The sequence below is a fragment of the Acidisoma sp. C75 genome (assembly GCF_054665095.1).
Map to the genome: position 1 here is coordinate 64193 of NZ_BAAFHD010000004.1, position 19509 is coordinate 83701.

Here is a 19509-nt window from a genome sequence, read left to right on the forward strand (position 1 = left end):
TTCAGAATTCCGCCAGACGGGTGCGAAAGCGGTTTGCGGATAGTTCCGCCGCTTCTCATTCGCTCGGGGAGATTCTCATGCAGCCGATCACGATGCTCGCCCTGGCCGGAACGCTGACCGCGGGGCTGGCGGCAGCGGGCCAGGCGCTCGCCGCCCAGCCGAATACCCAGCCCATCACCTTCACCCCGCCGCCTGGCACGGTCGCCGAAATCACGCTCAGCGGCGGCGGGCCGGTCGAGATTGCGGCGGTGCCCATCTCTGCGGTTCCGGTTTCGGCCGTCCCGGTCTCGGCCCTGCCGGTCGCGATGCCGATGCCCATGCCGATGCCTGCCATGATGATGGCGCCCGGCATGCTGGGGCCGGATCCCTTCGCCGCGCTTGACCGTATCTCGGCCGCGATGGACGCCGAAGGCGCGGCCATGATGCGGGCGATGGATGCGATGATGGCAGCGCCCGCGCCCGCGCTCGGCGCGCCGGTGCCGGCCGCCTTCGGCTTCACGCCGAACGGGCTGCCGGTGGGCGGCAGCGCAAGCTATACCGTCATCTCAGCCAATTCCGGCGCGCCCGGCGCTGCCTGCATGGAAAGCGTCGAAATTCTCGGCCAGGGCCCCGGCAAGGCGCCCAAGATCCTCTCCCGCCGGGCCGGGCAGTGCGGCCCAGCGGCGGCCTTCGGCGCGGTGCCGGCAGGCTTGCAGACGCCAGCCGGCGCCGAAGCCCTGGGCCGGCAGGCGCAGCCTCTGCAAGCGCTGCCTTCGGCGCCCGCCGCCCCGGCGCCGCACCTCATCCGCGTGCGGGATACCATGCCGGCGATGCTGCCGGAGCCCGCCCATACCTGACCGCAGGCCGCTGAGGCGGGGAGACGCCGCCCTGCCTCAGCCCTCTTCTGCGCCTTTGCGGCGAAGCCCACGCGGCTTCATGAGGCTGATCGAGACGAAAGCGCCGATCCAGGAGCCGAGGGCGGCAAAGACCACGTAAAACCAGTGCTGGGTGTAGCTGATCACCGCGAAGGCCGAGAGCAGGTACCAGAACCCGCTCCAATTCGCAGCCTGGAATCGCTTCCGATCCGCGACGGCTGCGGTGAAGCGCACATAAGCCGCATCGGTCGCGGCGGTCGCCACCACCACGCCCAGCGCCGTCAGCGGATCGATGGCGAGATGCATCGTGGCACTCCGTGTGAAAGGGGGTCTCGGCCGCTGACGCCGCTCTTCTGAAGCCGCCCCGGATCTGCCTCAGGCGGCGTGCGGGCGGATATCCTTGATATCGCGGAAGGTGAGCTTCTCGTGGTTCTCCATCGCGCGCTTCAGCATGAAGCTCGATGAGGCGAGGAAGACCGGATCGCCATCCACGTCATCGGCCATCGCTGTGCGCTGGCTCGCCATGAAGCGCTCCATCTCCGCCCGCTCGCCCGAGATCCAGCGCGCCATCGAATAGGGCACCGGCTCGAAGGTGATCGGCGTGCCGTATTCCTGCGCGAGCCGCGCCTGCAGCACGTCGAGCTGCAAGGTGCCGACGACGCCGACGATGGGCGGCGAGCCATCCTGCGGCCGGAAGAGCTGCACCACGCCCTCTTCGGCCAGTTCCTGCAAGGCCTGCCGCAGCTTCTTGGCCTTCATCGCATCCGAGAGATGCACGCGGCGAAGGATTTCGGGCGCGAAATAGGGCACGCCGGTGAAGTTCAGCACCTCATCCGCGGTCAGCGTATCGCCGATGCGCAAGGTGCCGTGGTTCGGAATGCCGACGACATCGCCGGCGAAAGCCTCCTCCGCCAGCGCCCGATCGCGCGCGAAGAAGAATTGCGGCGCATGCATGGGGATGAGCTTGCCCGTCCGCACCTGTTTCACCCGCATGCCGCGGGTCAGCCTGCCGGAGCAGACGCGCGCGAAGGCGATCCGGTCCCGATGGTTCGGGTCCATATTCGCCTGGATCTTGAAGACGAGCGCCGTGAGGTCGGGCTCGGTCGCCTCCACCACGCGGGTATCAGCCGGCTGGTTGCGGGGTTTGGGCCCGAACTCGGCCAGCGCGTCCAAGAGGTCCGTGACCCCGATATCCTTGATCGCCGAGCCGAAGAAGGTCGGCGTCAGATGACCGGCCATGAAGCTCTCGACATCGAATTCCGGCAGCGCCGCGCGCACGAGGTCGATCTCTTCGCCGAGCTGGGTCATCCGCTCGTCGGACTGCGAGAGCTCGCTCGTCAGGTGGTATTCGCGCTTGCGGAGATCGTAGGTGCCGGCGAAATCGGCCGCCCGCCCCACCGGCCAGGTGACGGGCGAAACATCCAGCGCCAGGCTGCTCGAAACCTCGTCCAGCAGCGCGAAAACATCCTGGGCCTCGCGGTCCATCTTGTTGATGAAGGTGATGATCGGGATATCGCGCAGGCGGCAGATCTCGAAGAGCTTGCGCGTCCGGTCTTCGATGCCCTTGGCGGCGTCGATCACCATCACCGCGCTATCGACCGCCGTCAGCGTCCGGTAGGTGTCTTCCGAGAAGTCCTCATGGCCGGGCGTGTCGAGCAGGTTGAAGACGCAGCCGCCATATTCGAAGGTCATGACGGAGGTGACGACGGAGATGCCGCGATCCCGCTCGATCCCCATCCAGTCCGATCGCGTGCGCCGCCGCTCGCCCTTGGCGCGGACATTGCCGGCAAGCTGAATGGCGCCGCCCGCGCGCAGCAGGCGCTCGGTCAGCGTCGTCTTGCCCGCATCGGGGTGGGAGATGATGGCGAAGGTCCGCCGGCGCGCGATCTCGCCCGCAATGTCGTCCGTCGATTGGCTCATGCGCGCCGCTCTAGCAAGAACGCGGCTCCAGAGGAACCGCGCTCAAGCCAGGGCGGGATTGCGGGGCGCCGCGTCAGGCTTGCGGATAGTCGGTGGAGCGGGTCCGGTCCTCCCAGAGGTCGATCTCGCGCGTCACCGCTTCCAGCTTGGCGCGCGCGCGGTCCAGCGCGTCGGTGCCGAGCAGCAGGTGCAGCGGCGGCTTCTCCGCCTCCACGGCCGCGATGATCACCGCCGCCGCGCGGGCCGGATCGCCCTTCTGGCGGCCGTCCATGCCGGAGAAGGCGGCGGCGCTCCGCCCGATCGTCTCGGCATAGGCGGCATCCTCCTTGGCGCTGAGGCGGATCGAACCGGGCGAGAGGAACTCGGTGCGGAAGGCGCCAGGGGCGACGGCCGTCACCTTGATGCCGAGCGGCCCGGCTTCGAGTGCGAGCGCCGCGCTGAAGCCTTCGAGCGCGTATTTCGCCGCGGAATAGAGGGCGGCGCCCACGGTCGGCGCGCGTCCGGCGATCGAGGTGATGTTGACGATATGCCCCGATCCCTGGCGCCGGAGCGCGGGCAGGGCGGCGCGGATGAGGGAGATCGGCGCGAAGACATCGACCTCGAAGAGCTGGCGCATCTCCTCCTCCGAGGCCGTCTCGGCAGCGCCGAGCAGGCCGAAGCCGGCATTGTTGACGATGACGTCGATCCGCCCGGCACGATCGAAGGCGCTGCGGATCGCGCTCTCGGCCGCGCCAGGTGTGGCGAGATCGACCGTCAGCACATGCAGCCGCTCCGCCCCCGCGGCGAAGCGCGGCACCCCCCGCCGCACGGTGCCGATAACGGTATCGCCCCGCGCCAGCACCGCTTCGGCCAAGGCTTGGCCGAGCCCGCGGGTAATTCCGGTGATGAACCAGGTCGCCATGATGGCCTCCTTCAGCTGTCTGTTCTGGCCTGAAGGGAAATAGTTGAGTGGGCCGCCGGACATAATACCACGATTTCTTCGTAGACTTGTTAGAGCACCTTAAAGATGCTGGAATGCCGCCATGGAGAGCGCTCTACCCGGAACCGACTATGCCCAGCTTCGCGCCTTCCTCGCGGTCGCCGAGGCTCTGAGCTTCAGTCGCGCTGCCAAGGCCCTCGGCATCACGCCCTCGGCCCTCAGCCAGACCGTCCGCGCTTTCGAGGAGAGCCTCGGCCTGCAATTGCTGCGGCGGACGACACGCAGCGTCGCCCTGACAGAGGCAGGCGCTACCTTGCAGCGGCTCGCCATGCCGGCGATCGCCGAGCTCGGCGCCGCCCTGGGCCAGGCGCGGCTGGCCGGCGGCCGTCCGGCCGGCACCGTGCGCCTGCACAGCTTCCGCTCCGCCGCGCGGGATTATCTCGCGCCTCTTCTGGGGGAGTTCTGCACGGCCTATCCCGAGATCCTGCTCGATATCACGCTCGATGACAGCGTCGTCGATCTCGTCGCCGGAGGGTTCGATCTCGCGCTGAGGATCGGCGAGGTGATCGAGCGGGATATGGTGGCGCTGCCCTTGGGCCCGGCCTTGCGCCAGGTGCCCGCGGCCTCTCCCGCCTATCTCAGCCGCTACGGGGCGCCGGCTCATCCGCGCGATCTTCTCCAGCATCGCTGCATCCGCTGGCGCTGGCCGGGGCAGGCGCATCCCTATGCCTGGGAATTCTGCGAGGCCGGCCGCTGGTTCGCGGTAGAAGTGAGCGGCCCGCTCATCGTCAACGACAAGGAGATGGCGATCGCCGCTGCTCTGCAAGGCGTCGGCATCGCCTTCTGCGTCGAGGAAGCGATCGCCGAGCATGTCGCGGGCGGGCGGCTCGTCCCCCTGCTGGAGCCGTGGTGCGAAACCTTCCCCGGCATCTTCCTCTGCTATCCGCGGCAACGCCAGATGGCGCCGGCTGTCCGCGCGGTCATCGATGCCTTGCGCCAGGCGGCGCGCCCCGGTGGCAGGCCGGGTGAGGTCAGGGCAGAGGCTACGCTTCCCGCCGCGGCGGCGGGGGTGCTAACCGGAGCCTGAGAGAGGGAAGGAACTGCCCGCCATGCGACTGGACGCCGATAGCTTCACCGATCTGGCCATGGGCGCGGGCGTGATGCGCCTGCATCTGCTGCGCCCGCAAGCCGAGGGCCGCTGGCCGGCGATCCTGCTCTATTCCGAGATCTATCAGGTGACGGCGCCGATCCGCCGCACGGCCGCGATGCTGGCAAGCCACGGCTATCTCGTCGGCATCCCCGAGGTCTATCACGAGTATGAGCCGCCGGGCACGGTGCTCGCCTATGACAAGCCGGGCACCGATCGCGGCAATGCGCTGAAGTTCGAGAAGCCGGTCTCGGGGCATGATGCGGATTGCCGCGCGGCGCTGGACTATCTGCGGGATCATCCGGCGTCCACCGGCGCCCTGGGCACTTTCGGCGTCTGCCTCGGCGGGCATCTCGCCTTTCGCGCCGCCCTGCAGCCGGATGTGAAGGCCGCCGCCTGCTTCTACGCGACCGACCTGCACAGCCATACCCTCGGCGCCGGCGGCGATGATGGCACGCTCGCCCGCGCGGCGGAGATCCGCGGCCGCCTGCTCATGGTCTTTGGCCGGCAAGATCCGCATGTGCCGCTGGAGGGGCGGCGGCTGATCCAGGCGCGGCTCGACGAGGCCGGGGTCGATTACGAATGGCATGAGGTCAATGCCGCCCACGCCTTCATGCGAGACGAGGGCCCGCGCTACGATCCGGCGCTCGCCCGCTTCGGCTATGGCGCGGCGCTGCGCCTTTTTCGCGAGGCGCTCGGCGGCGTCTGAGGGCGATCGCCGCCTGGCAGATGGGCTGCGCGCTGCAGGCGCGGCGGCGGCGGCCCCTCATCGCTCCGGCGCCTGGGCGGCGGTCGGACCGCCGCCCAGGTTCCGGCCGTCGCTCAGCGCATGCCGCCGGCGGCGAGGATGGTCTCGCCATTGACCCAGCGGCCATCTTCGGAGGCGAGGAAGACGGCGATCGGCCCGATATCCTCCGGCACGCCGACGCGGCCGAGCGGCGTCTGCGCCACCGCCATCGCCTCGAACTCGCCGTCGATCACGCCGAGCGCGCGGGCGCCTTCGGTGTTGACCACGCCCGGATTGATGGCATTCACCCGGATCTTGCGCGGCCCGAGTTCCTTGGCGAGCGTCGCGGTGATGGCATCCACCGCCCCCTTGGTGCCGTTGTAGATCACCGCCATCGGCGGGGTGATGCGGGTGACTACCGAGCTGATGTTGATGATGCTCCCCCCCGTTTCGGGGAAGTGGCGCACGGCTTCCTTCGTCGTCAGCAGCAGGCCGAGCACGTTGGTGTTGAACTGGCGGTGGAATTCCTCCGCCGTCACCGCTTCGAGCGGCGCGAAGGCATAGACGCCGGCATTGTTCACCAGCACGTCGATTTTGCCGAAGGCCGCGACGGTTTCGGCGACGATCCGCTCGGCGGCGTCGGCGACCGAGCCCTGCACGGCAACCGCGCGGCCGCCCGCCGCCTCGATGGCGGCGACGGTCTTTTCCGCGCCGGCCTTGTCGGAAGAATAGTTGACGGCGACGGCTGCGCCCTCGGCCGCGAGGGAGATGGCGATATTGGCCCCGATGCCCTTGGAGGCGCCGGTAACGAGGGCGACCTTGCCCGAAAGCTTGCTCATGACACTCTCCTTGAAAACCTTGGAAGAAGGCTTCGATAATTAGGCATTCATCTAACTATCGGCGCCACCCGTGCCACGCGCAGAACAGTCATTCAGATCTCGGAGAGGCGCCGCAGATAGGCGTGGAGCACGTCGCGCCGTAGCAGGAGATTGGCGAATTTGCCGTCGCGCCGGATTTCGATCAGCCCGGCATTCTCCAACTCCTTCATGTGATGGGAGATGGTGGCCGCACTCACCTCCTGGCACTGGTTGAGGGTGGTGCAGGCCACCAGCCCATCATGCTCGCCGAGCATCTTGAGGATCTGCAAGCGCCGCGGCTCGGCCAGCGCCCGTGCGATGAGGGTGAACTGGCGGTCGGTCAGGTCGGGCAGGGGTGTCTCAATCATCGTGAGCGGTCCTCCGGGACCGAATATCCGACTTCAGATAGGACGGGGCCGCCGGAAACAACCATGCAGCCCCGAGCCAGGCGAATGCCTGCGCCGTGAGCCGGGCGGGCGGCCCATATCCTCCCGCCGCAGGCGGATCGTCACGTCATAGGCGTCCCCCGGCACCGTCACGCTCAGGGCATTGAGCTTGACGGAAGCGCCGCCGATCCCGACGACCGAGAGACGGTCCGGCGCGGGCGCCGTGTTGAGCAGGCTGCGATGCAGAAACAGGCCGGCGCGGGCCAGGAACACATCCGGCGCGGGCCGGTCCCAAAGGACCGTCAGCTCCTCGCCCTCGAGCGTATAGGTGCCGCGACTGTCATGGCCTCATGGGCCGACCGTATCGTCCGTCAGGGACAGCAGCAGCACGCCGCTCCAATGCGGATGCACGGCATCCACGCGCCTTACTGATGTATCCGCCAGGATCGTGCCGTTCGCACCGGGCGGCCCCGGCGGCCGCGCGCATCATACACCGGGCGCGACCCCGCAGCGGTGGGGCCATCGGGTGGGTGCGCGGGGCGAAACCCACAAGGGCACGGCGCGGCACCCGGATGGGCGCTGCTCCGCATGCGCCTCCTCTATTTATGCCAGCAGCGAAGGTGATGGGGTTGGCACGTAGGTCGCGATCGCCAGTTGCTGTTGTCGAGCCATAATGCCTCAATAGGCATGCTTTATGGAACGTTTCAGTGCGATTTTTACGATGGTGACGCGAGTGCTGGGAGCACTTAACCCGCGATCGAAGAGCTGCGGCCATGACCGGGTGCTGAGACATCGCCGGTATTGGGCTCCACATTGATCCGGTGGTCTGTCACATGCTTCCCCGGCGACGGCAAGATATATGGTTTGCTTCCGAACTATCCACATTGACGCGATCTATAGACCGGGAGGATAGTTGCTCACAAAAATTCCAGGAGAAACTAGTATGCCTTTAAGCCCCGACTTGATCGATGAGCTGAAAGACACCCTTCTAGGAGGTGGCTATAGTCTACTGCTTGGAGCGGGAGCAAGCCGGGATAGCAAGGATCGAAACAATCAGGACCTTCCACTTGGAAATGAACTTCGCCAAACGCTCGTTCGTTTGACGGACCTCAAGGCTGACTCCACCCTAGCGAGGGCCTACGCGCAGCTAACGCCGGGCGAGAAGCAAGTCCATGTTACCGATGCATTCTCTGAGTGCCGCCCCGGACCGACGGCTCGGAAGGTCACAGAATTTTTGTGGAGGCGAATCTATACGCTTAATATTGATGACTGCCTCGAAAAGGCATTTGCCTCAGAGCGATCAAAGCAGAAATGTAATCCGCTCACCCACAGGGATAGCTATCGCCATCCTGACAACCCGAGTGTCGTGCAAACCGTGCACATCCATGGTTGGGTAGGCAAGCCTGAAGACGGATACGTGTTTTCTCTCGCAGAATATGCGGGGAGAATGAGCCCAGGGAATCCTTGGACTGATGTGTTGGCACAGACGCTTGCGAGTGAACCGTTCATCATTGCCGGAACAACGTTGGAAGAATCGGATTTAGAATATTTTCTTTCCCAGCGGAGTCCGGACACCGTGCGACAAGATCGAGGTCCATCGTTTTTGATTGAGCCTAATCCAGACCGCGGAACTTGGCGTGATTGTGAGCGGCACGGGTTAACTTTGTACACTGGGACGTTACTCGAGTTTCTTTCGGAGTTGGATGTAGCGTTACCTTCGCGACCGCTCCCGACGGCGGCTAATACCAGTCTGCAAAGTTCGATGTTTTCTGGGACGATCACGCCGATTGAGATTGCTCTGTTCTGTCGAGATTTTCCTTATCTCGTCCCCAGGAATGTCTCGGAAAACTCCGATCTCGGATTTTTTGTCGGACGGCATCCGGGGTTTGACGACATGGCCTTGGGGCGGGATATCGCCCGAGCTGCTACCGCCCCCACAAAAAGTGCTCTTCGAGCATTTCTTTCTGGGGGCCGCCCAGACGCTGGCTTTTTTCTCTTTTTTGATGATGCAGGAACCGGGAAAAGCACCATCGCATATCGAGCGGCCTATGATTTAGCAGGAGAAGGCTTTCATGTATTTGTCCACCAAAGCACAAGCGCATTTGATTTAACTTTAGCGTGCAAGCTGCTCTCTAACTTGAAACATCCATTTATGATTGTTGTTGACAACTTTGCAGATTCTGTAAGTGCATTTCGAGAGTTATACAGAAAGATAAGTAGAAACGATTTCGTAATATTTGGAGTAGACAGAACGTACCGGCGCGAGCACGTGCAGATAACTCTATCAGGCCTTCCCGCACAGTCGGTGGTACCGCAGAGGTTCACAGAAGACGAAGGTCGCTCTCTTCTCACAAAAATGGACCAGCTTGGCCTCACCACGGACGCATACAAACCGGAAAAACTGGCATCGCACGCTAGGGATATCGCGAATGACTGCATCGCCATATCGGTCTGTAGGGTCTTACAAGATTTCCGACCCCTCTCGCGAATTATCTCATCCCTCGTCAACGATGCCGATTCGTCTTGTCTGGATCGATACCTTGCCTGCAGTATAGCGGCATTGTGCTATCATCAAGGAATTTCTAGATCTATACTTGTAACAGCTTTCGACGCAAAGAAAGTTAATGATCAGTTCAATATCCATGATATATTGCCGCTGACCTATTCAGATCGATATCAAAACAACTATGTTGTTCCGGCCAATCAAGTTCTTGCAGAGCGTGTATTGCGTAATGTGGCAGAGACTGATCCCGATTTAGTATTCGAGATATATAGCCAGTTAGGGACTTCTCTTGCGCCATACGTCGACCGGTCAGCTGTTCAGCGCCGGACCCCAGAAGCTAGACTTATCGGCAGATTGTTTGACTACGACGCAGTCGTATATCCGATAATCGGCTCAAATTCAGAAAAATTCTATATCAGGATGGAAAGATTTTGGAAATGGAATTCTCGGTTTTGGGAGCAGTTTGCACTCATGAAGCTTGACCAATACGTTCGGTCTGCTCCAGAAAAAGACGAGAGAATTCTGGTTCAAGCTATCACTCATGCAAGGCATGCAGTTCGCGTGGAGAAGCACCCCTTACCTTTGACAACTCTAGGCACTGTGCTGCTGGAAGACATGAAAGCTAATCCCGCCAGACGGGTAGCCTCTTTCGCGGAAGCTTATGATGCCTTGAGCGAGGCTATAGTGCTAGAGAGACAGATGAGCAGAATTGCTATCCACCCTTATAACGCTATCATAGGCGGAGCTCTGGCTTTTGCGAAGTCCGGTGGATCTCTGAGCTTCCAGCAGAAAGAGACGCTTCGTAAATATGCAGAGGACGTAGAGCGGTTTTTTTCGAACGAAAAAGGCCTGTTAATAGTTATCGCAAACCTACGACCACTCCTGAGATAAAATCAGGTGGCGGCTATATAGAAGCATTTTCCTCATACTCAGGTGGCTCTACACTAATACTCTGAAATGCTTCCCTAACAGAAACGACAGTAACTCATCCCGAGTTGTCGGCCAGCAACTAGGGCCGGGTCTGGTCCAATCGGCTTGTGACGGGCAGCAGGGAATGAAGGTTTTTTGGTTCTTTTTTCAAAAAAGAACGTGCTTGAACGCTGCCGGCGGTCCGGGATCCATGTCCGGGCGCCGGCGCGCATGGATGCCCGGCACGAGGCGCGGCCGGGCATGACGTGTTTGATAGCGATTCTATCGAAACCGGAACCAGCCTACACCGAAAAATACTTCGCGCGGGCGTTGAGGATGACAAGCGCGCTGGTCGATTGCTCGGGGTGCAGCTGCCACTCGTCCGAAAGCGAAATGCCGATGCGCTCGGCTTCCAGAAGCTTCAGGATCGGGGCCTGGTCCTCAAGCTTCGGGCAGGCGGGATAGCCGAAGGAATAGCGGCTGCCGCGATAGCCTTGCGCCAGCATCTTCTCCATCTCCCGCGCATCCTCGCCCGCGAAGCCAAGCTCGGCGCGGATGCGCTTATGGGTATATTCCGCCATCGCTTCCGCCATCTCGACCGAAAGCCCGTGCAGGTAGAGGTAATCCTGGTAGCGGTTATCCTCGAACCACTGGCGCGCGAGGTCGGAAGGTTTCTGCCCGACGGTGACGACCTGCAGGCCGACCACCCCGCGCTTGCCATCCTCCAGATCCGGCACGAAATCAGCGATGCACTCGCCATCCTCGCGCGGCTGGCGGGGCAGGGTGAAGCGCGCGAGTTCCGTCTCGCCATCCTCGGCGAAGAGGATGAGATCGTTCCCCTGGCCCGCCGCCTTCCAATAGCCGTAGATCGCCTGCGGGCGGAGGATGTCCTGCTCCTCGCAGAGCGTCAGCATACGGCGCATCACGGGGCGGAGTTCCTGCTTCGCCCAGCCGAGGAAATCATCGAGCGAGCGGCCCTGTTTGCGGAAGCCCCATTGGAATTGGTAGAGGCTCCGCTCGTTGAGGAAGGGCACGATCGCCTTCGGCGTTGCCTCCACAATCCGCGCGCCCCAGAAGGGCGGCGTGATCGGCGGCTGGTCGGCAGTCAGCCGCCGGCGGCGGGCCTGCACCGCGCCGATATCGATCGGCTGGAAGGCTTCCGGCTGTGCCTGGCCCAGCGTGCGGCTCGTATTGCGCGCCTTGCCCGAGCGCTTCGCCTGCACGGCGGCGATGTAATCGTCGAACCCGTTGCCGGTGACCTTCTCCATCAGCGAAAGCCCGTCGAAGGCATCGCGCGCATAGGCGACGCGGCCCGAGGCATAGACCCGCGCGCAATCATCTTCCACGAAGTTGCGGGTGAGCGCGGCGCCACCGAGCAGAACCGGCACATCGACGCCGAGGCGCGAGAGCTCCTCCAGATTGTCCTTCATGATGACGGTCGATTTGACCAAGAGCCCGCTCATGCCGATGGCATGCGCCCGATGCTCCCGCACCGCCGCCACCATGTCGTTCAGCGGCACCTTGATGCCGAGGTTGACGACGCGATAGCCGTTATTGGTGAGGATGATATCGACGAGGTTCTTGCCGATGTCATGCACATCGCCCTTGACGGTCGCGAGCACGATGGTGCCCTTCTCCTGGCCCTCGATCTTCTCCATATGCGGTTCGAGATAGGCGACGGCGGCCTTCATCGTCTCGGCACTCTGCAGCACGAAGGGCAGCTGCATCTTGCCGGCGCCGAACAGCTCGCCCACCACCTTCATGCCGTCGAGCAGGATGGTGTTGATGATGTCGAGCGGCGGATACTGCGTCATCGCCTCCGCCAGATCCTCTTCGAGGCCCTTGCGGTCGCCATCGACGATACGGTCCTTCAGCCGTCCCTCCACCGTCTCGGCGCGTTTCTTGGCGCCGGCATCAGCGAGTTTCCGCTCGGCGAAGATTTCGAGCATCTTCTGCAGCGGATCGTAGCCCTCGCGCCTGCGGTCGAAGATGAGGTCTTCGGCAACCGCCACTTCCTCGGGCGGAATCTGATGCAGCGGGCGGATCTTGCTCACATGCACGATCGCCCCCGTCATCCCGGCGCGCAGCGCATGGTCGAGAAAGACCGAGTTGAGCACCGCGCGCGCCGCGGGGTTGAGGCCGAAGCTGATATTGGAAAGCCCGAGGATGATCTGGATATCGGGGAAAGCCTCGCGGATCATGCGAATGCCTTCGAGCGTCCACTGCCCGAGCTTGCGGTCGTCCTCGTTGCCGGTCGCGATGGTGAAGGTGAGGGGATCGATCAACAGGTCCGATTGCGGCAGGCCGTGCTGGCCGCAGGCGAAATCGACCAGGCGGCGGGCGATGCGCAGCTTATCCTCGGCCGTCTTGGCCATGCCGGCTTCGTCGATGGTCAGCGCGATCACCGCGGTGCCGAACTTGCGGGCGAGGATCATGCGGTCCTCGGCCGGCTGCTCGCCATCCTCGAAATTGATCGAGTTGATGATGGGCTTGCCGCCGTGCAGCTTCAGCGCCGCTTCCAGCACCACGCGCTCGGTGCTGTCGATGACGAGCGGCGCATTGACGCTCGCGGTGAAGCGCCGCACCACCTCGTTCATCTCGGCCACCTCGTCGCGGCCGACGAAGGCGGTGCAGATATCGAGCGCGTTGGAGCCTTCGCCCACCTGCTCGCGCCCCATGGCGACGCAGCCATCCCAATCGCCCGCTTCCTGCAGCTGCCGCCATTTCTTCGAGCCATTGGCGTTGCAGCGCTCGCCGATGGAGAAATAGCTGTTCTCCTGCCGCAAACTCACCTGGCCATAGAGGCCTGCGACGGACGGCACCCAGAGCGGCTTGCGCGCAACCGGGGCCGGGCGATGGCCTGCACCCGCACGGCGGCGCAGCATGGCGTCGAGCGCCGTGATATGCGGGGTCGAGGTGCCGCAGCAGCCGCCGATGAGGTTGAGCCCGTCTTCGGCGACGTAGCGCTCCATCCACACCGCCATATCGTCCGCGCCCAGCGGATAATGCGTCTGGCCGTTGACGAGTTCCGGCAGGCCGGCATTGGGCTGCACCGAGATCAGCCCCGGCCAGTTGGCGGCGAGCCAGCGGATATGCTCCGCCATCTCCTGCGGGCCGGTGGCGCAGTTCAGCCCCATCAGCGGCACGCCGAGCGCCTCGATCACCGTCGCGGCCGCGGCGATATCGGGCCCGACGAGCAGCGTGCCCGTGGTCTCCACCGTCACCTGCACGAAGATCGGCGTATCGCGGCCGGCCTCGGCCCGGGCGAGCTTGGCGCCATTGACCGCCGCCTTGATCTGCAGCGTGTCCTGGCAGGTTTCGATGAGGATCGCGTCCACCCCGCCGGCGATGAGCCCGCGGCATTGCTCGGCAAGGGCGGCTTCCAGCGGGTCGTAGGCGATATTGCCGAGCGTCGGCAGCTTCGTGCCGGGCCCGATGGAGCCGACGACGTAGCGGTGCCGCCCGTCGGCGAAGCTCTCGGCCGCTTCGCGGGCGAGTTCGGCGGCGGTCTTGTTGATCTCGAAGGTGCGCTCGCCGAGGTCGAACTCGGCGAGCGTGATCGGGCTGCCGCCGAAAGTATTGGTCTCCACCATATCGGCGCCCGCGGCGTAGTAGCCGCGATGGATTTCGCGCACGAGATCGGGGCGGGAGAGGTTGAGCACCTCGGTGCAGTTCTCGCGGTTCCAGAAATCCCGCTCGATATCGAGGGTGAGCGCCTGCACGCGGCTGCCCATGCCGCCATCGCAGAGGAGAACCTGGTCACGAAGAGCGTCGAGAAGATGCGGGCGGCTGGTCATGCTGGGGCCTCTTGATGGTCGGGCAGGCGGGGCAGGCCGGCGCTGCTGGCCGGGCGGGCGGCAACCGTGCCGGTCCAGATCTCGACCGGGATCGGGCCGCAGATCGTCACCGTCCGGCGGAGCGACAGGCCGAGACTTTGGAGCATGGCCCGCATCCGCTCGGGAAGGAAGCCGCGGTGGCGATGGGCGAGCCGTTCGGCCAGCGCATGCTCGGTGTGCGCGGCAAGTTCCACCACGATCAGCGTGCCGCCGCTGCGGGTCACCCGCACGGCTTCCCGCAGGGCGGCTTCCGGCTCCTCGGCGTGGTGCAGCACCATCTGCAGCAAGGTGAGGGCGAAGCCGGAGCTGCCGTCCCCATCGGGCAGGGGCAGGCGATACATATCGGCCTGGCGGAGCGCGACATGGCCGAGGCCGGCCTGCGCCAGGCGCGAGCGGGCGAGGCGCAGCATCTGCGCGCTCGCATCGATGCCGAGGGCGGTTTCCGCGCGTGGGCCGAGCAGTTCCAGCGCGCGGCCGGTGCCGGTGCCGATATCGAGGATGGCGGGGATGCGGCCGGGCCCGGCGAGGCTGAGAAGCGCTGCCTCGACCTCGGCCGCCGGCAGGCCGAGGGCGGTCATCTCATCCCAATCGGCGCCTTGGGCGCGAAAGCTCTCCGAGGCGGTGCGGGCTCGCTCGGCGAGGGTTTGCACGGCCAGCCGGCGGTCCGCCGCCAGCACCAGATCGTCTTCCGGCAGGCGGGAGACGAGCAGGCGGGCAAGCTCGCCCAGGGGCTGGCCCGGCTCGGCCAGGGTGAACCAGGAAAAGACCCCCTCCTGCTGGCGGCGCAGCAGCCCGGCTTCCACCAGCAGGCGCAGATGGCGCGAGAGCCCCGGCTGCGAGCCGCCGAGGATGGCGACGAGTTCGCTCACGCAGAAGGCGCCGCGCGCGCAGAGGGCGAGGATTCTCATCCGCGAGGGTTCCGCCGCGGCGCGCAGGGCAGAGAGAAAAGCGTCCATGCCTTGAACATAGATCAATATATGTTTATGTCTAGGGGGTCATGAGCGCCGATCCTCGCATCCCCGTCTTTCTCGCCAGAACCGCCGAGCCGGGGGAGGACGGCGTCTTCTGGCTGCGGGCGGAAGAAGGCCGCGCCGCGCCGGAGGCTTCGCCCCACGGCTTCGGCTGCGCCTGCTGCATCGCCCGCAGCCCGCTCGCCAGCCGTCTTCAGGCCCTCATCCGCGCGCGGGCGGTGGGCGAGGTGCCGTTCTTCCACCGTGTTGGCATCATCCTCGAAGAGCCAGGCGATGCGGCGGCGATCCTCGCCCTGGTGGAGGCTGACTTATACCTCTCGCGCCTTTATCGCCACGAGGCCCGAGGCGCGTAAGCCTGGCGCACGGGCCGCGTCGCGGCTGGCGGATATTTGCCGCAGCATCCGGCTCATTCGGAGGGTTCTGCCGTGCCGCCGCGCGGCTCCTCGCCACCCATTGCCGAGACCGCGGCCTGCGCCGCGGCGGCAAGCCGGGACATGGCGCTCCGCGCAGCACGGGATGCCTCCTCCTCGCCCAGCGCTTCGGCGAGGCGTGTGCGGGCGCGCTCCCAGGCGGCGATCGCTTGCTCCATCACGTGAAGACCCTCGTCGGTGAGCACCAGCCGCTTGCCGCCCCGGCCCCGGCCGCCAAGATCGCGCACGAGATTGCTTGCCTGGAGGCTCTTGACGCTGCGGCTCAGCGTCGTGGCGTCCACCCCGGCGCGCGCCGCCAGTTCAGCGAGGCTGGGTTCCCGGCTTCCGGCAATCCCCACCAGCAGGCTGAACTGCTCGGCGGTGATCCTCAAGGGCCGGAAGCAGGCATTGTAGTAGCGCGTGAGCGCCCGCGCGGTGACCCTGGCCTGGAAGGCCGGGCACTCGGTCTCGACGCGACGATAGAGATCGGAAGCTTCTGTCATGGCGAGGTCTCGACACTCTGCGACGGCGGTAATACTGTATATGCAGTATTGAGGGGAGCGACGCCATGCCGGCCTATGTCCACGTCAATCTGCGGATCAAAGATCCTGCCCGGCAGGCCGCATTGGCGCCGCGCTTCCAGGCGGCGCTCACGGCGGCGGGCGGCCGCATCCTCCATTTCGGACCGGTGGCCCAGCTTCTGGAAGGGGAGGTGACGCCACTGCCCTTGGCAGGCGTCTTCGAATTCCCGACCCTCGCGGAGGCGCTGGCCTTCTACCACTCCCCGGAATATGCGCCGCTCAGGAGCGAGCGTGATGCGGCGCAGGAGGCGCGCATGTTCATCGTGGACGCAGGCTGACGCCCCAGCGGCGCCGGGCGCGGCCGGGAAGGCGCGGCCGGCGAGGCGCGGCCGGCGAGGCGCGGCCGGCGAGGCGCGGCTAATCGCCGAAGCTCAGCTGCACCTTCATCGCGCTGCGGCGGTCGCCCGCCTTCTCGAAGGCAGCGACCGCCTGGTCGATCGGATAACTGCCGGTCAGCAGCGGTGTCAGGTCCACCCGGCCACCGTCGATGAGGCTCACCGCGAGGGGGAACTCCTCATGGAAGCGGAAGGAGCCGGTGATGAGAAACTCCTTCGCCACCACCATGTTCTGGGGCACCGACATATCGCCGCCGAGGCCAAGCTGCACGATGGTGCCGCGCGGCCGCACCACCTCCATCCCGGCGCGCAAGGCGCGTTCATTGCCCGAGCATTCGATCATCACATCCACCTGGCCCTTTTCGGCCGCATAAGGCGCCAGCGCCTCGGGCTCGCGCGCCGTGTTGAAGGCCTGGGTCGCGCCCAGCCGCCGGGCGATCGCCAGCGGCTCGTCCACTATGTCGGTGACAATGACCTCGGCCGCGCCATGGAAGCGCGCGGCCGCCACGGTAAGCGCCCCGATCGGCCCGCAGCCGGTGACGAGGACGCGCGCGCCGAGCAGCGAGCCCGCGCGGGAAAGCCCGTGCAGCACGACGGAGAAGGGCTCGGCCATGGCGAGTTCGGCGAGGGAGGCGCGGCGGCCGACGAAGCATTGGCTGGCCTCGCAGACCAGTTCCTCGCGGAACGCACCCTGGATATGCGGCATCGGCATCGCGCTGCCGTAGAAGCGCATGTTGAGGCATTGGTTCGGCAGGCCGCCGAGGCAGAAGCGGCAGGCCCGGCAGCGGCGGCTCGGGTTCACCGCCACCCGGTCGCCGATCGCGAGGCCCGCCACCTCGGCGCCGAGTTCGACGATCTCGCCAGCCACCTCATGGCCGAGGATCATCGGCTGGCGCACCCGCACGGTGCCGAAGCCGCCATGGCTGTAGTAATGCAGGTCCGATCCGCAGATGCCGCCGGCGCGGATCCGCACCCGCACCTGGCCCGGGCCGGGCCGCTCCTCCGCGCGCTCCTCGATGCGCAGATCATGGGCGGCATGAATGACGACGGCGCGCATGGCCTTCCTCCCTCAGGAAACCGGGGTGAGCAGCGGGCGGCCGGCGAAGAAGGCGGCGAGATTATCCCGCACCACCTGGCCCATGGCCCGCCGCGTCTCTTCCGTGCCGCTGCCCTGATGCGGCATGAGAACGACGTTTTCGAGCGCGGCGAAGCGCCCATCGATATGCGGCTCGTTATGAAAGACATCGAGGCCGGCGCCGGCGATGCGGCGGCCTTCCAGCGCCTCCAGCAGGGCCGCCTCGTCCACCGTGCTGCCGCGGGAGACGTTGACGAGGTAGCCGCGCGGGCCGAGTGCCGCGATCGCCGCCGGGCCGAGGATGGCGCGGGTGCCGGCGCCGCCGGCGAGGGTCACGATCAGCACATCCGCCCAGGCGGCCAGCGCCTCGACCGTTTCGAAACGCTCATAGGCGAGGCCGTCCTTCGCCGAGCGGTTGTAATAGCCGATGGCGCAGCCGAAGCCCCGCGCCCGCTCTGCGGTGGCGAGGCCGATGCGGCCCATGCCGAGAATGCCGAGCTTGCAGCCGAAGAAGCGCCGCGCCGGCGGCAGGCCGCCCTGCGGCCAATGGCCGCCGCGCACCAGCCTGTCCCCGCGCGGGATCTCCCGCATCACGGCAAGCGCGAGGGCGATCGCCAGATCCGCGACATCGCCCGTCAACACATCCGGCGTATTGGAGACCTGGATGCCACGCGCGGCGGTGGCGGCGAAATCGATCGCATCGACGCCGACGCCGAAATTCGCGATCATCCCGAGCGCAGGCAGGGCCGCGATGAGGGCGGCATCGGCGCCGATCTCGCCCTTGGTCAGCATCGCCCGCACACCCCGGCAGGCGGCGAGGAAGGCCGCCTTGTCCGCCGCTTCCCAGTATTTATGCAGCCGGTAGGTCGCCTCCAGCGGCGCCATATCCCAGGCGGGCAGGGCGCCCATCATGATCAGCTCAGGCCGGCCGTCTTCCTCGCTCGCGCTGCCGCTCATGCCGCTTGCCTCCTCCGCCGTGATCTTGCTGTCACTGTTATCGGTATCATGAGCGGCTGCGGCCCGGCGGTCAATAGCCGCGGCGGGCCACTTCCGCCCGCACGATAGGGGCGACGCGCGTGCCGAAGAGTTCGATCGCCTTCATGATCTCGGCATGCGGCATGACGCCGACGGCGAGTTGCAGAAGAAAGCGGCGATGGCGAAAGATCTGGTGCTGGAACAGGATCTTCTCGGCGATCTCGGCCGGGCTGCCGACGAAGAGGGCGCCGGACGGGGCGCATTGCTCATCATACTGCGCCCGGCTCATCGGCGGCCAGCCGCGTTCGGCGCCCAGACGGTTCATGACCGAGGAGAGCGCCGGGAAGAAGGCATCCGCCGCCGCCTGTCGGCTTTCGGCGATGAAGCCATGGCTGTTGATGCTGATCGGCAGGCGGGCGGGATCATGCCCCGCGCGGATCGCCTGATCGCGATAGTAATCGAGCAGCGGCGCGAAGCGCACCGGCTCGCCGCCGATGATGGCGACCGCCATGGGCAGGCCGAGGCGTGCCGCCCGCGCGGCGGAAGCCGCCGTGCCGCCGACCGCGACCCAGATCGGCAGCCTGTCCTGAAAGGGGCGGGGATAGATCGGCTGATCCTGCAAGGAGGCGCGATGCCGCCCCGCCCAGCTCACCCGCGCCCTGTCCCGCAGCGTGAGCAGCAGATCGAGCTTTTCGGCGAAAAGCTCTTCGTAATCGTCGAGATCGTAGCCGAAGAGCGGGAAGGATTCGATGAAGGAGCCGCGCCCGGCGGTGATCTCGGCACGCCCCTCGGAGATCTGGTCCAGCGTCGCGAAATTCTGGAAGACCCGCACCGGATCGTCCGAACTCAGCACCGTCACCGCCGAGGTGAGGATGATGCGCCGGGTGCGCGCGGCGGCGGCGGCGAGCACGATGGCCGGGGCGGAGACCGCGTAATCGGCGCGGTGATGCTCGCCGATGCCGAAGACATCGAGGCCGACCGCGTCGGCCAGCGCGATTTCCTCGACCAGATCGCGCAGGCGCTGCCCGGCGGCGGGCGCGGCGCCGCTCGCCGGATCGACCGCGGTTTCCCCGAAACTATAAAGGCCGAGTTGCATGGCGCGCG

General features: G+C 65.7%; 18 protein-coding genes. 6 read left to right on the plus strand and 12 right to left on the minus strand.

What is annotated here, in order from left to right:
- The first annotated feature begins 77 nt into the window (after positions 1-77).
- On the plus strand, positions 78-836 hold the full coding sequence (locus tag ACYQ7X_RS06510; protein ID WP_459696098.1) for a hypothetical protein: 759 nt from the start codon (positions 78-80) through the stop codon (positions 834-836).
- A gap of 36 nt (positions 837-872) precedes the next feature.
- On the opposite strand, the gene ACYQ7X_RS06515 is transcribed toward ACYQ7X_RS06510, so the two are convergent.
- From ACYQ7X_RS06515 to ACYQ7X_RS06525, 3 genes are all read right to left on the minus strand, one after another.
- Positions 873-1160 carry a hypothetical protein gene (locus ACYQ7X_RS06515; protein WP_459696099.1) on the minus strand — a complete coding sequence of 96 codons (288 nt, stop codon included), beginning with the start codon at positions 1158-1160 and terminating at the stop codon, positions 873-875.
- A gap of 69 nt (positions 1161-1229) precedes the next feature.
- On the minus strand, positions 1230-2774 hold the full coding sequence (locus ACYQ7X_RS06520) for a peptide chain release factor 3 (protein ID WP_459696100.1): 1545 nt from the start codon (positions 2772-2774) through the stop codon (positions 1230-1232).
- Positions 2775-2847: 73 nt separating this feature from the next.
- Complete coding sequence (locus ACYQ7X_RS06525; RefSeq protein ID WP_459696101.1) at positions 2848-3675, minus strand: SDR family NAD(P)-dependent oxidoreductase; 828 nt, start codon at positions 3673-3675, stop codon at positions 2848-2850.
- 121 nt (positions 3676-3796) lie between these two features.
- On the opposite strand from ACYQ7X_RS06525, the gene ACYQ7X_RS06530 reads away from it, so the two are divergent.
- Positions 3797-4780 (plus strand): LysR family transcriptional regulator, encoded by a 984-nt coding sequence (locus tag ACYQ7X_RS06530; protein ID WP_459696102.1) that lies wholly within the window; start codon positions 3797-3799, stop codon positions 4778-4780.
- Between the two features lie 22 nt (positions 4781-4802).
- Positions 4803-5549 carry a dienelactone hydrolase family protein gene (locus ACYQ7X_RS06535; protein WP_459696103.1) on the plus strand — a complete coding sequence of 249 codons (747 nt, stop codon included), beginning with the start codon at positions 4803-4805 and terminating at the stop codon, positions 5547-5549.
- Positions 5550-5662: 113 nt separating this feature from the next.
- Here ACYQ7X_RS06535 and ACYQ7X_RS06540 read toward each other — a convergent pair whose 3' ends face one another.
- The 3 genes from ACYQ7X_RS06540 to ACYQ7X_RS06550 all read right to left on the minus strand — a co-directional run bounded on the left by ACYQ7X_RS06540 (position 5663) and on the right by ACYQ7X_RS06550 (position 7083).
- Positions 5663-6406, minus strand: coding sequence for an SDR family NAD(P)-dependent oxidoreductase (locus tag ACYQ7X_RS06540; RefSeq protein ID WP_459696104.1), 744 nt, complete (start codon positions 6404-6406; stop codon positions 5663-5665).
- 92 nt (positions 6407-6498) lie between these two features.
- Positions 6499-6792, minus strand: a complete 294-nt coding sequence (locus tag ACYQ7X_RS06545) for an ArsR/SmtB family transcription factor (RefSeq protein ID WP_459696105.1) — start codon at positions 6790-6792, stop codon at positions 6499-6501.
- Positions 6793-6825: 33 nt separating this feature from the next.
- On the minus strand, positions 6826-7083 hold the full coding sequence (locus tag ACYQ7X_RS06550; protein ID WP_459696106.1) for a hypothetical protein: 258 nt from the start codon (positions 7081-7083) through the stop codon (positions 6826-6828).
- 670 nt (positions 7084-7753) lie between these two features.
- On the opposite strand from ACYQ7X_RS06550, the gene ACYQ7X_RS06555 reads away from it, so the two are divergent.
- Complete coding sequence (locus ACYQ7X_RS06555; protein WP_459696107.1) at positions 7754-10204, plus strand: SIR2 family protein; 2451 nt, start codon at positions 7754-7756, stop codon at positions 10202-10204.
- A gap of 320 nt (positions 10205-10524) precedes the next feature.
- On the opposite strand, the gene metH is transcribed toward ACYQ7X_RS06555, so the two are convergent.
- Both metH and ACYQ7X_RS06565 read right to left on the minus strand, forming a co-directional pair.
- Complete coding sequence (metH, locus tag ACYQ7X_RS06560; protein WP_459696108.1) at positions 10525-14019, minus strand: methionine synthase; 3495 nt, start codon at positions 14017-14019, stop codon at positions 10525-10527.
- Positions 14016-15014, minus strand: coding sequence for an ArsR/SmtB family transcription factor (locus ACYQ7X_RS06565; protein ID WP_459696109.1), 999 nt, complete (start codon positions 15012-15014; stop codon positions 14016-14018). The genes metH and ACYQ7X_RS06565 overlap by 4 nt, the downstream gene beginning before the upstream one ends.
- Before the next feature lie 41 nt (positions 15015-15055).
- Here ACYQ7X_RS06565 and ACYQ7X_RS06570 point away from each other — a divergent pair, with 41 nt between their 5' ends.
- Positions 15056-15382 (plus strand): hypothetical protein, encoded by a 327-nt coding sequence (locus ACYQ7X_RS06570; protein ID WP_459696110.1) that lies wholly within the window; start codon positions 15056-15058, stop codon positions 15380-15382.
- Between the two features lie 53 nt (positions 15383-15435).
- On the opposite strand, the gene ACYQ7X_RS06575 is transcribed toward ACYQ7X_RS06570, so the two are convergent.
- The gene (locus ACYQ7X_RS06575; RefSeq protein WP_459696111.1) at positions 15436-15942 is read right to left on the minus strand and encodes a MarR family winged helix-turn-helix transcriptional regulator; all 507 of its coding nucleotides are present in this window, start codon (positions 15940-15942) and stop codon (positions 15436-15438) included.
- 65 nt (positions 15943-16007) lie between these two features.
- On the opposite strand from ACYQ7X_RS06575, the gene ACYQ7X_RS06580 reads away from it, so the two are divergent.
- Entirely contained in the window at positions 16008-16298 is a 291-nt protein-coding gene (locus tag ACYQ7X_RS06580; RefSeq protein WP_459696112.1) for a DUF1330 domain-containing protein, read from the plus strand.
- A 79-nt stretch (positions 16299-16377) separates the two neighbouring features.
- On the opposite strand, the gene ACYQ7X_RS06585 is transcribed toward ACYQ7X_RS06580, so the two are convergent.
- The 3 genes from ACYQ7X_RS06585 to ACYQ7X_RS06595 all read right to left on the minus strand — a co-directional run bounded on the left by ACYQ7X_RS06585 (position 16378) and on the right by ACYQ7X_RS06595 (position 19501).
- A complete protein-coding gene (locus tag ACYQ7X_RS06585) occupies positions 16378-17412 on the minus strand; it encodes an L-idonate 5-dehydrogenase (protein ID WP_459696113.1) in 1035 nt (344 codons plus the stop codon).
- A 12-nt stretch (positions 17413-17424) separates the two neighbouring features.
- Positions 17425-18387: a 2-hydroxyacid dehydrogenase gene (locus ACYQ7X_RS06590; protein WP_459696115.1), complete on the minus strand. Its 963-nt coding sequence runs from the start codon at positions 18385-18387 to the stop codon at positions 17425-17427.
- 70 nt (positions 18388-18457) lie between these two features.
- Entirely contained in the window at positions 18458-19501 is a 1044-nt protein-coding gene (locus tag ACYQ7X_RS06595; protein ID WP_459696116.1) for an Atu2307/SP_0267 family LLM class monooxygenase, read from the minus strand.
- Positions 19502-19509 lie beyond the last annotated feature (8 nt).

What these genes read in the sequence shown, in the direction of transcription:
- ACYQ7X_RS06510 (WP_459696098.1), top strand. Translation starts at nt 78, where the DNA reads ATGCAGCCGATCACGATGCTCGCCCTGGCCGGAACGCTGACCGCGGGG.
- ACYQ7X_RS06515 (WP_459696099.1), bottom strand. Translation starts at nt 1,160, where the DNA reads ATGCATCTCGCCATCGATCCGCTGACGGCGCTGGGCGTGGTGGTGGCG.
- ACYQ7X_RS06520 (WP_459696100.1), bottom strand. Translation starts at nt 2,774, where the DNA reads ATGAGCCAATCGACGGACGACATTGCGGGCGAGATCGCGCGCCGGCGG.
- ACYQ7X_RS06525 (WP_459696101.1), bottom strand. Translation starts at nt 3,675, where the DNA reads ATGGCGACCTGGTTCATCACCGGAATTACCCGCGGGCTCGGCCAAGCC.
- ACYQ7X_RS06530 (WP_459696102.1), top strand. Translation starts at nt 3,797, where the DNA reads ATGGAGAGCGCTCTACCCGGAACCGACTATGCCCAGCTTCGCGCCTTC.
- ACYQ7X_RS06535 (WP_459696103.1), top strand. Translation starts at nt 4,803, where the DNA reads ATGCGACTGGACGCCGATAGCTTCACCGATCTGGCCATGGGCGCGGGC.
- ACYQ7X_RS06540 (WP_459696104.1), bottom strand. Translation starts at nt 6,406, where the DNA reads ATGAGCAAGCTTTCGGGCAAGGTCGCCCTCGTTACCGGCGCCTCCAAG.
- ACYQ7X_RS06545 (WP_459696105.1), bottom strand. Translation starts at nt 6,792, where the DNA reads ATGATTGAGACACCCCTGCCCGACCTGACCGACCGCCAGTTCACCCTC.
- ACYQ7X_RS06555 (WP_459696107.1), top strand. Translation starts at nt 7,754, where the DNA reads ATGCCTTTAAGCCCCGACTTGATCGATGAGCTGAAAGACACCCTTCTA.
- metH (WP_459696108.1), bottom strand. Translation starts at nt 14,019, where the DNA reads ATGACCAGCCGCCCGCATCTTCTCGACGCTCTTCGTGACCAGGTTCTC.
- ACYQ7X_RS06565 (WP_459696109.1), bottom strand. Translation starts at nt 15,014, where the DNA reads ATGGACGCTTTTCTCTCTGCCCTGCGCGCCGCGGCGGAACCCTCGCGG.
- ACYQ7X_RS06570 (WP_459696110.1), top strand. Translation starts at nt 15,056, where the DNA reads ATGAGCGCCGATCCTCGCATCCCCGTCTTTCTCGCCAGAACCGCCGAG.
- ACYQ7X_RS06575 (WP_459696111.1), bottom strand. Translation starts at nt 15,942, where the DNA reads ATGACAGAAGCTTCCGATCTCTATCGTCGCGTCGAGACCGAGTGCCCG.
- ACYQ7X_RS06580 (WP_459696112.1), top strand. Translation starts at nt 16,008, where the DNA reads ATGCCGGCCTATGTCCACGTCAATCTGCGGATCAAAGATCCTGCCCGG.
- ACYQ7X_RS06585 (WP_459696113.1), bottom strand. Translation starts at nt 17,412, where the DNA reads ATGCGCGCCGTCGTCATTCATGCCGCCCATGATCTGCGCATCGAGGAG.
- ACYQ7X_RS06590 (WP_459696115.1), bottom strand. Translation starts at nt 18,387, where the DNA reads ATGAGCGGCAGCGCGAGCGAGGAAGACGGCCGGCCTGAGCTGATCATG.
- ACYQ7X_RS06595 (WP_459696116.1), bottom strand. Translation starts at nt 19,501, where the DNA reads ATGCAACTCGGCCTTTATAGTTTCGGGGAAACCGCGGTCGATCCGGCG.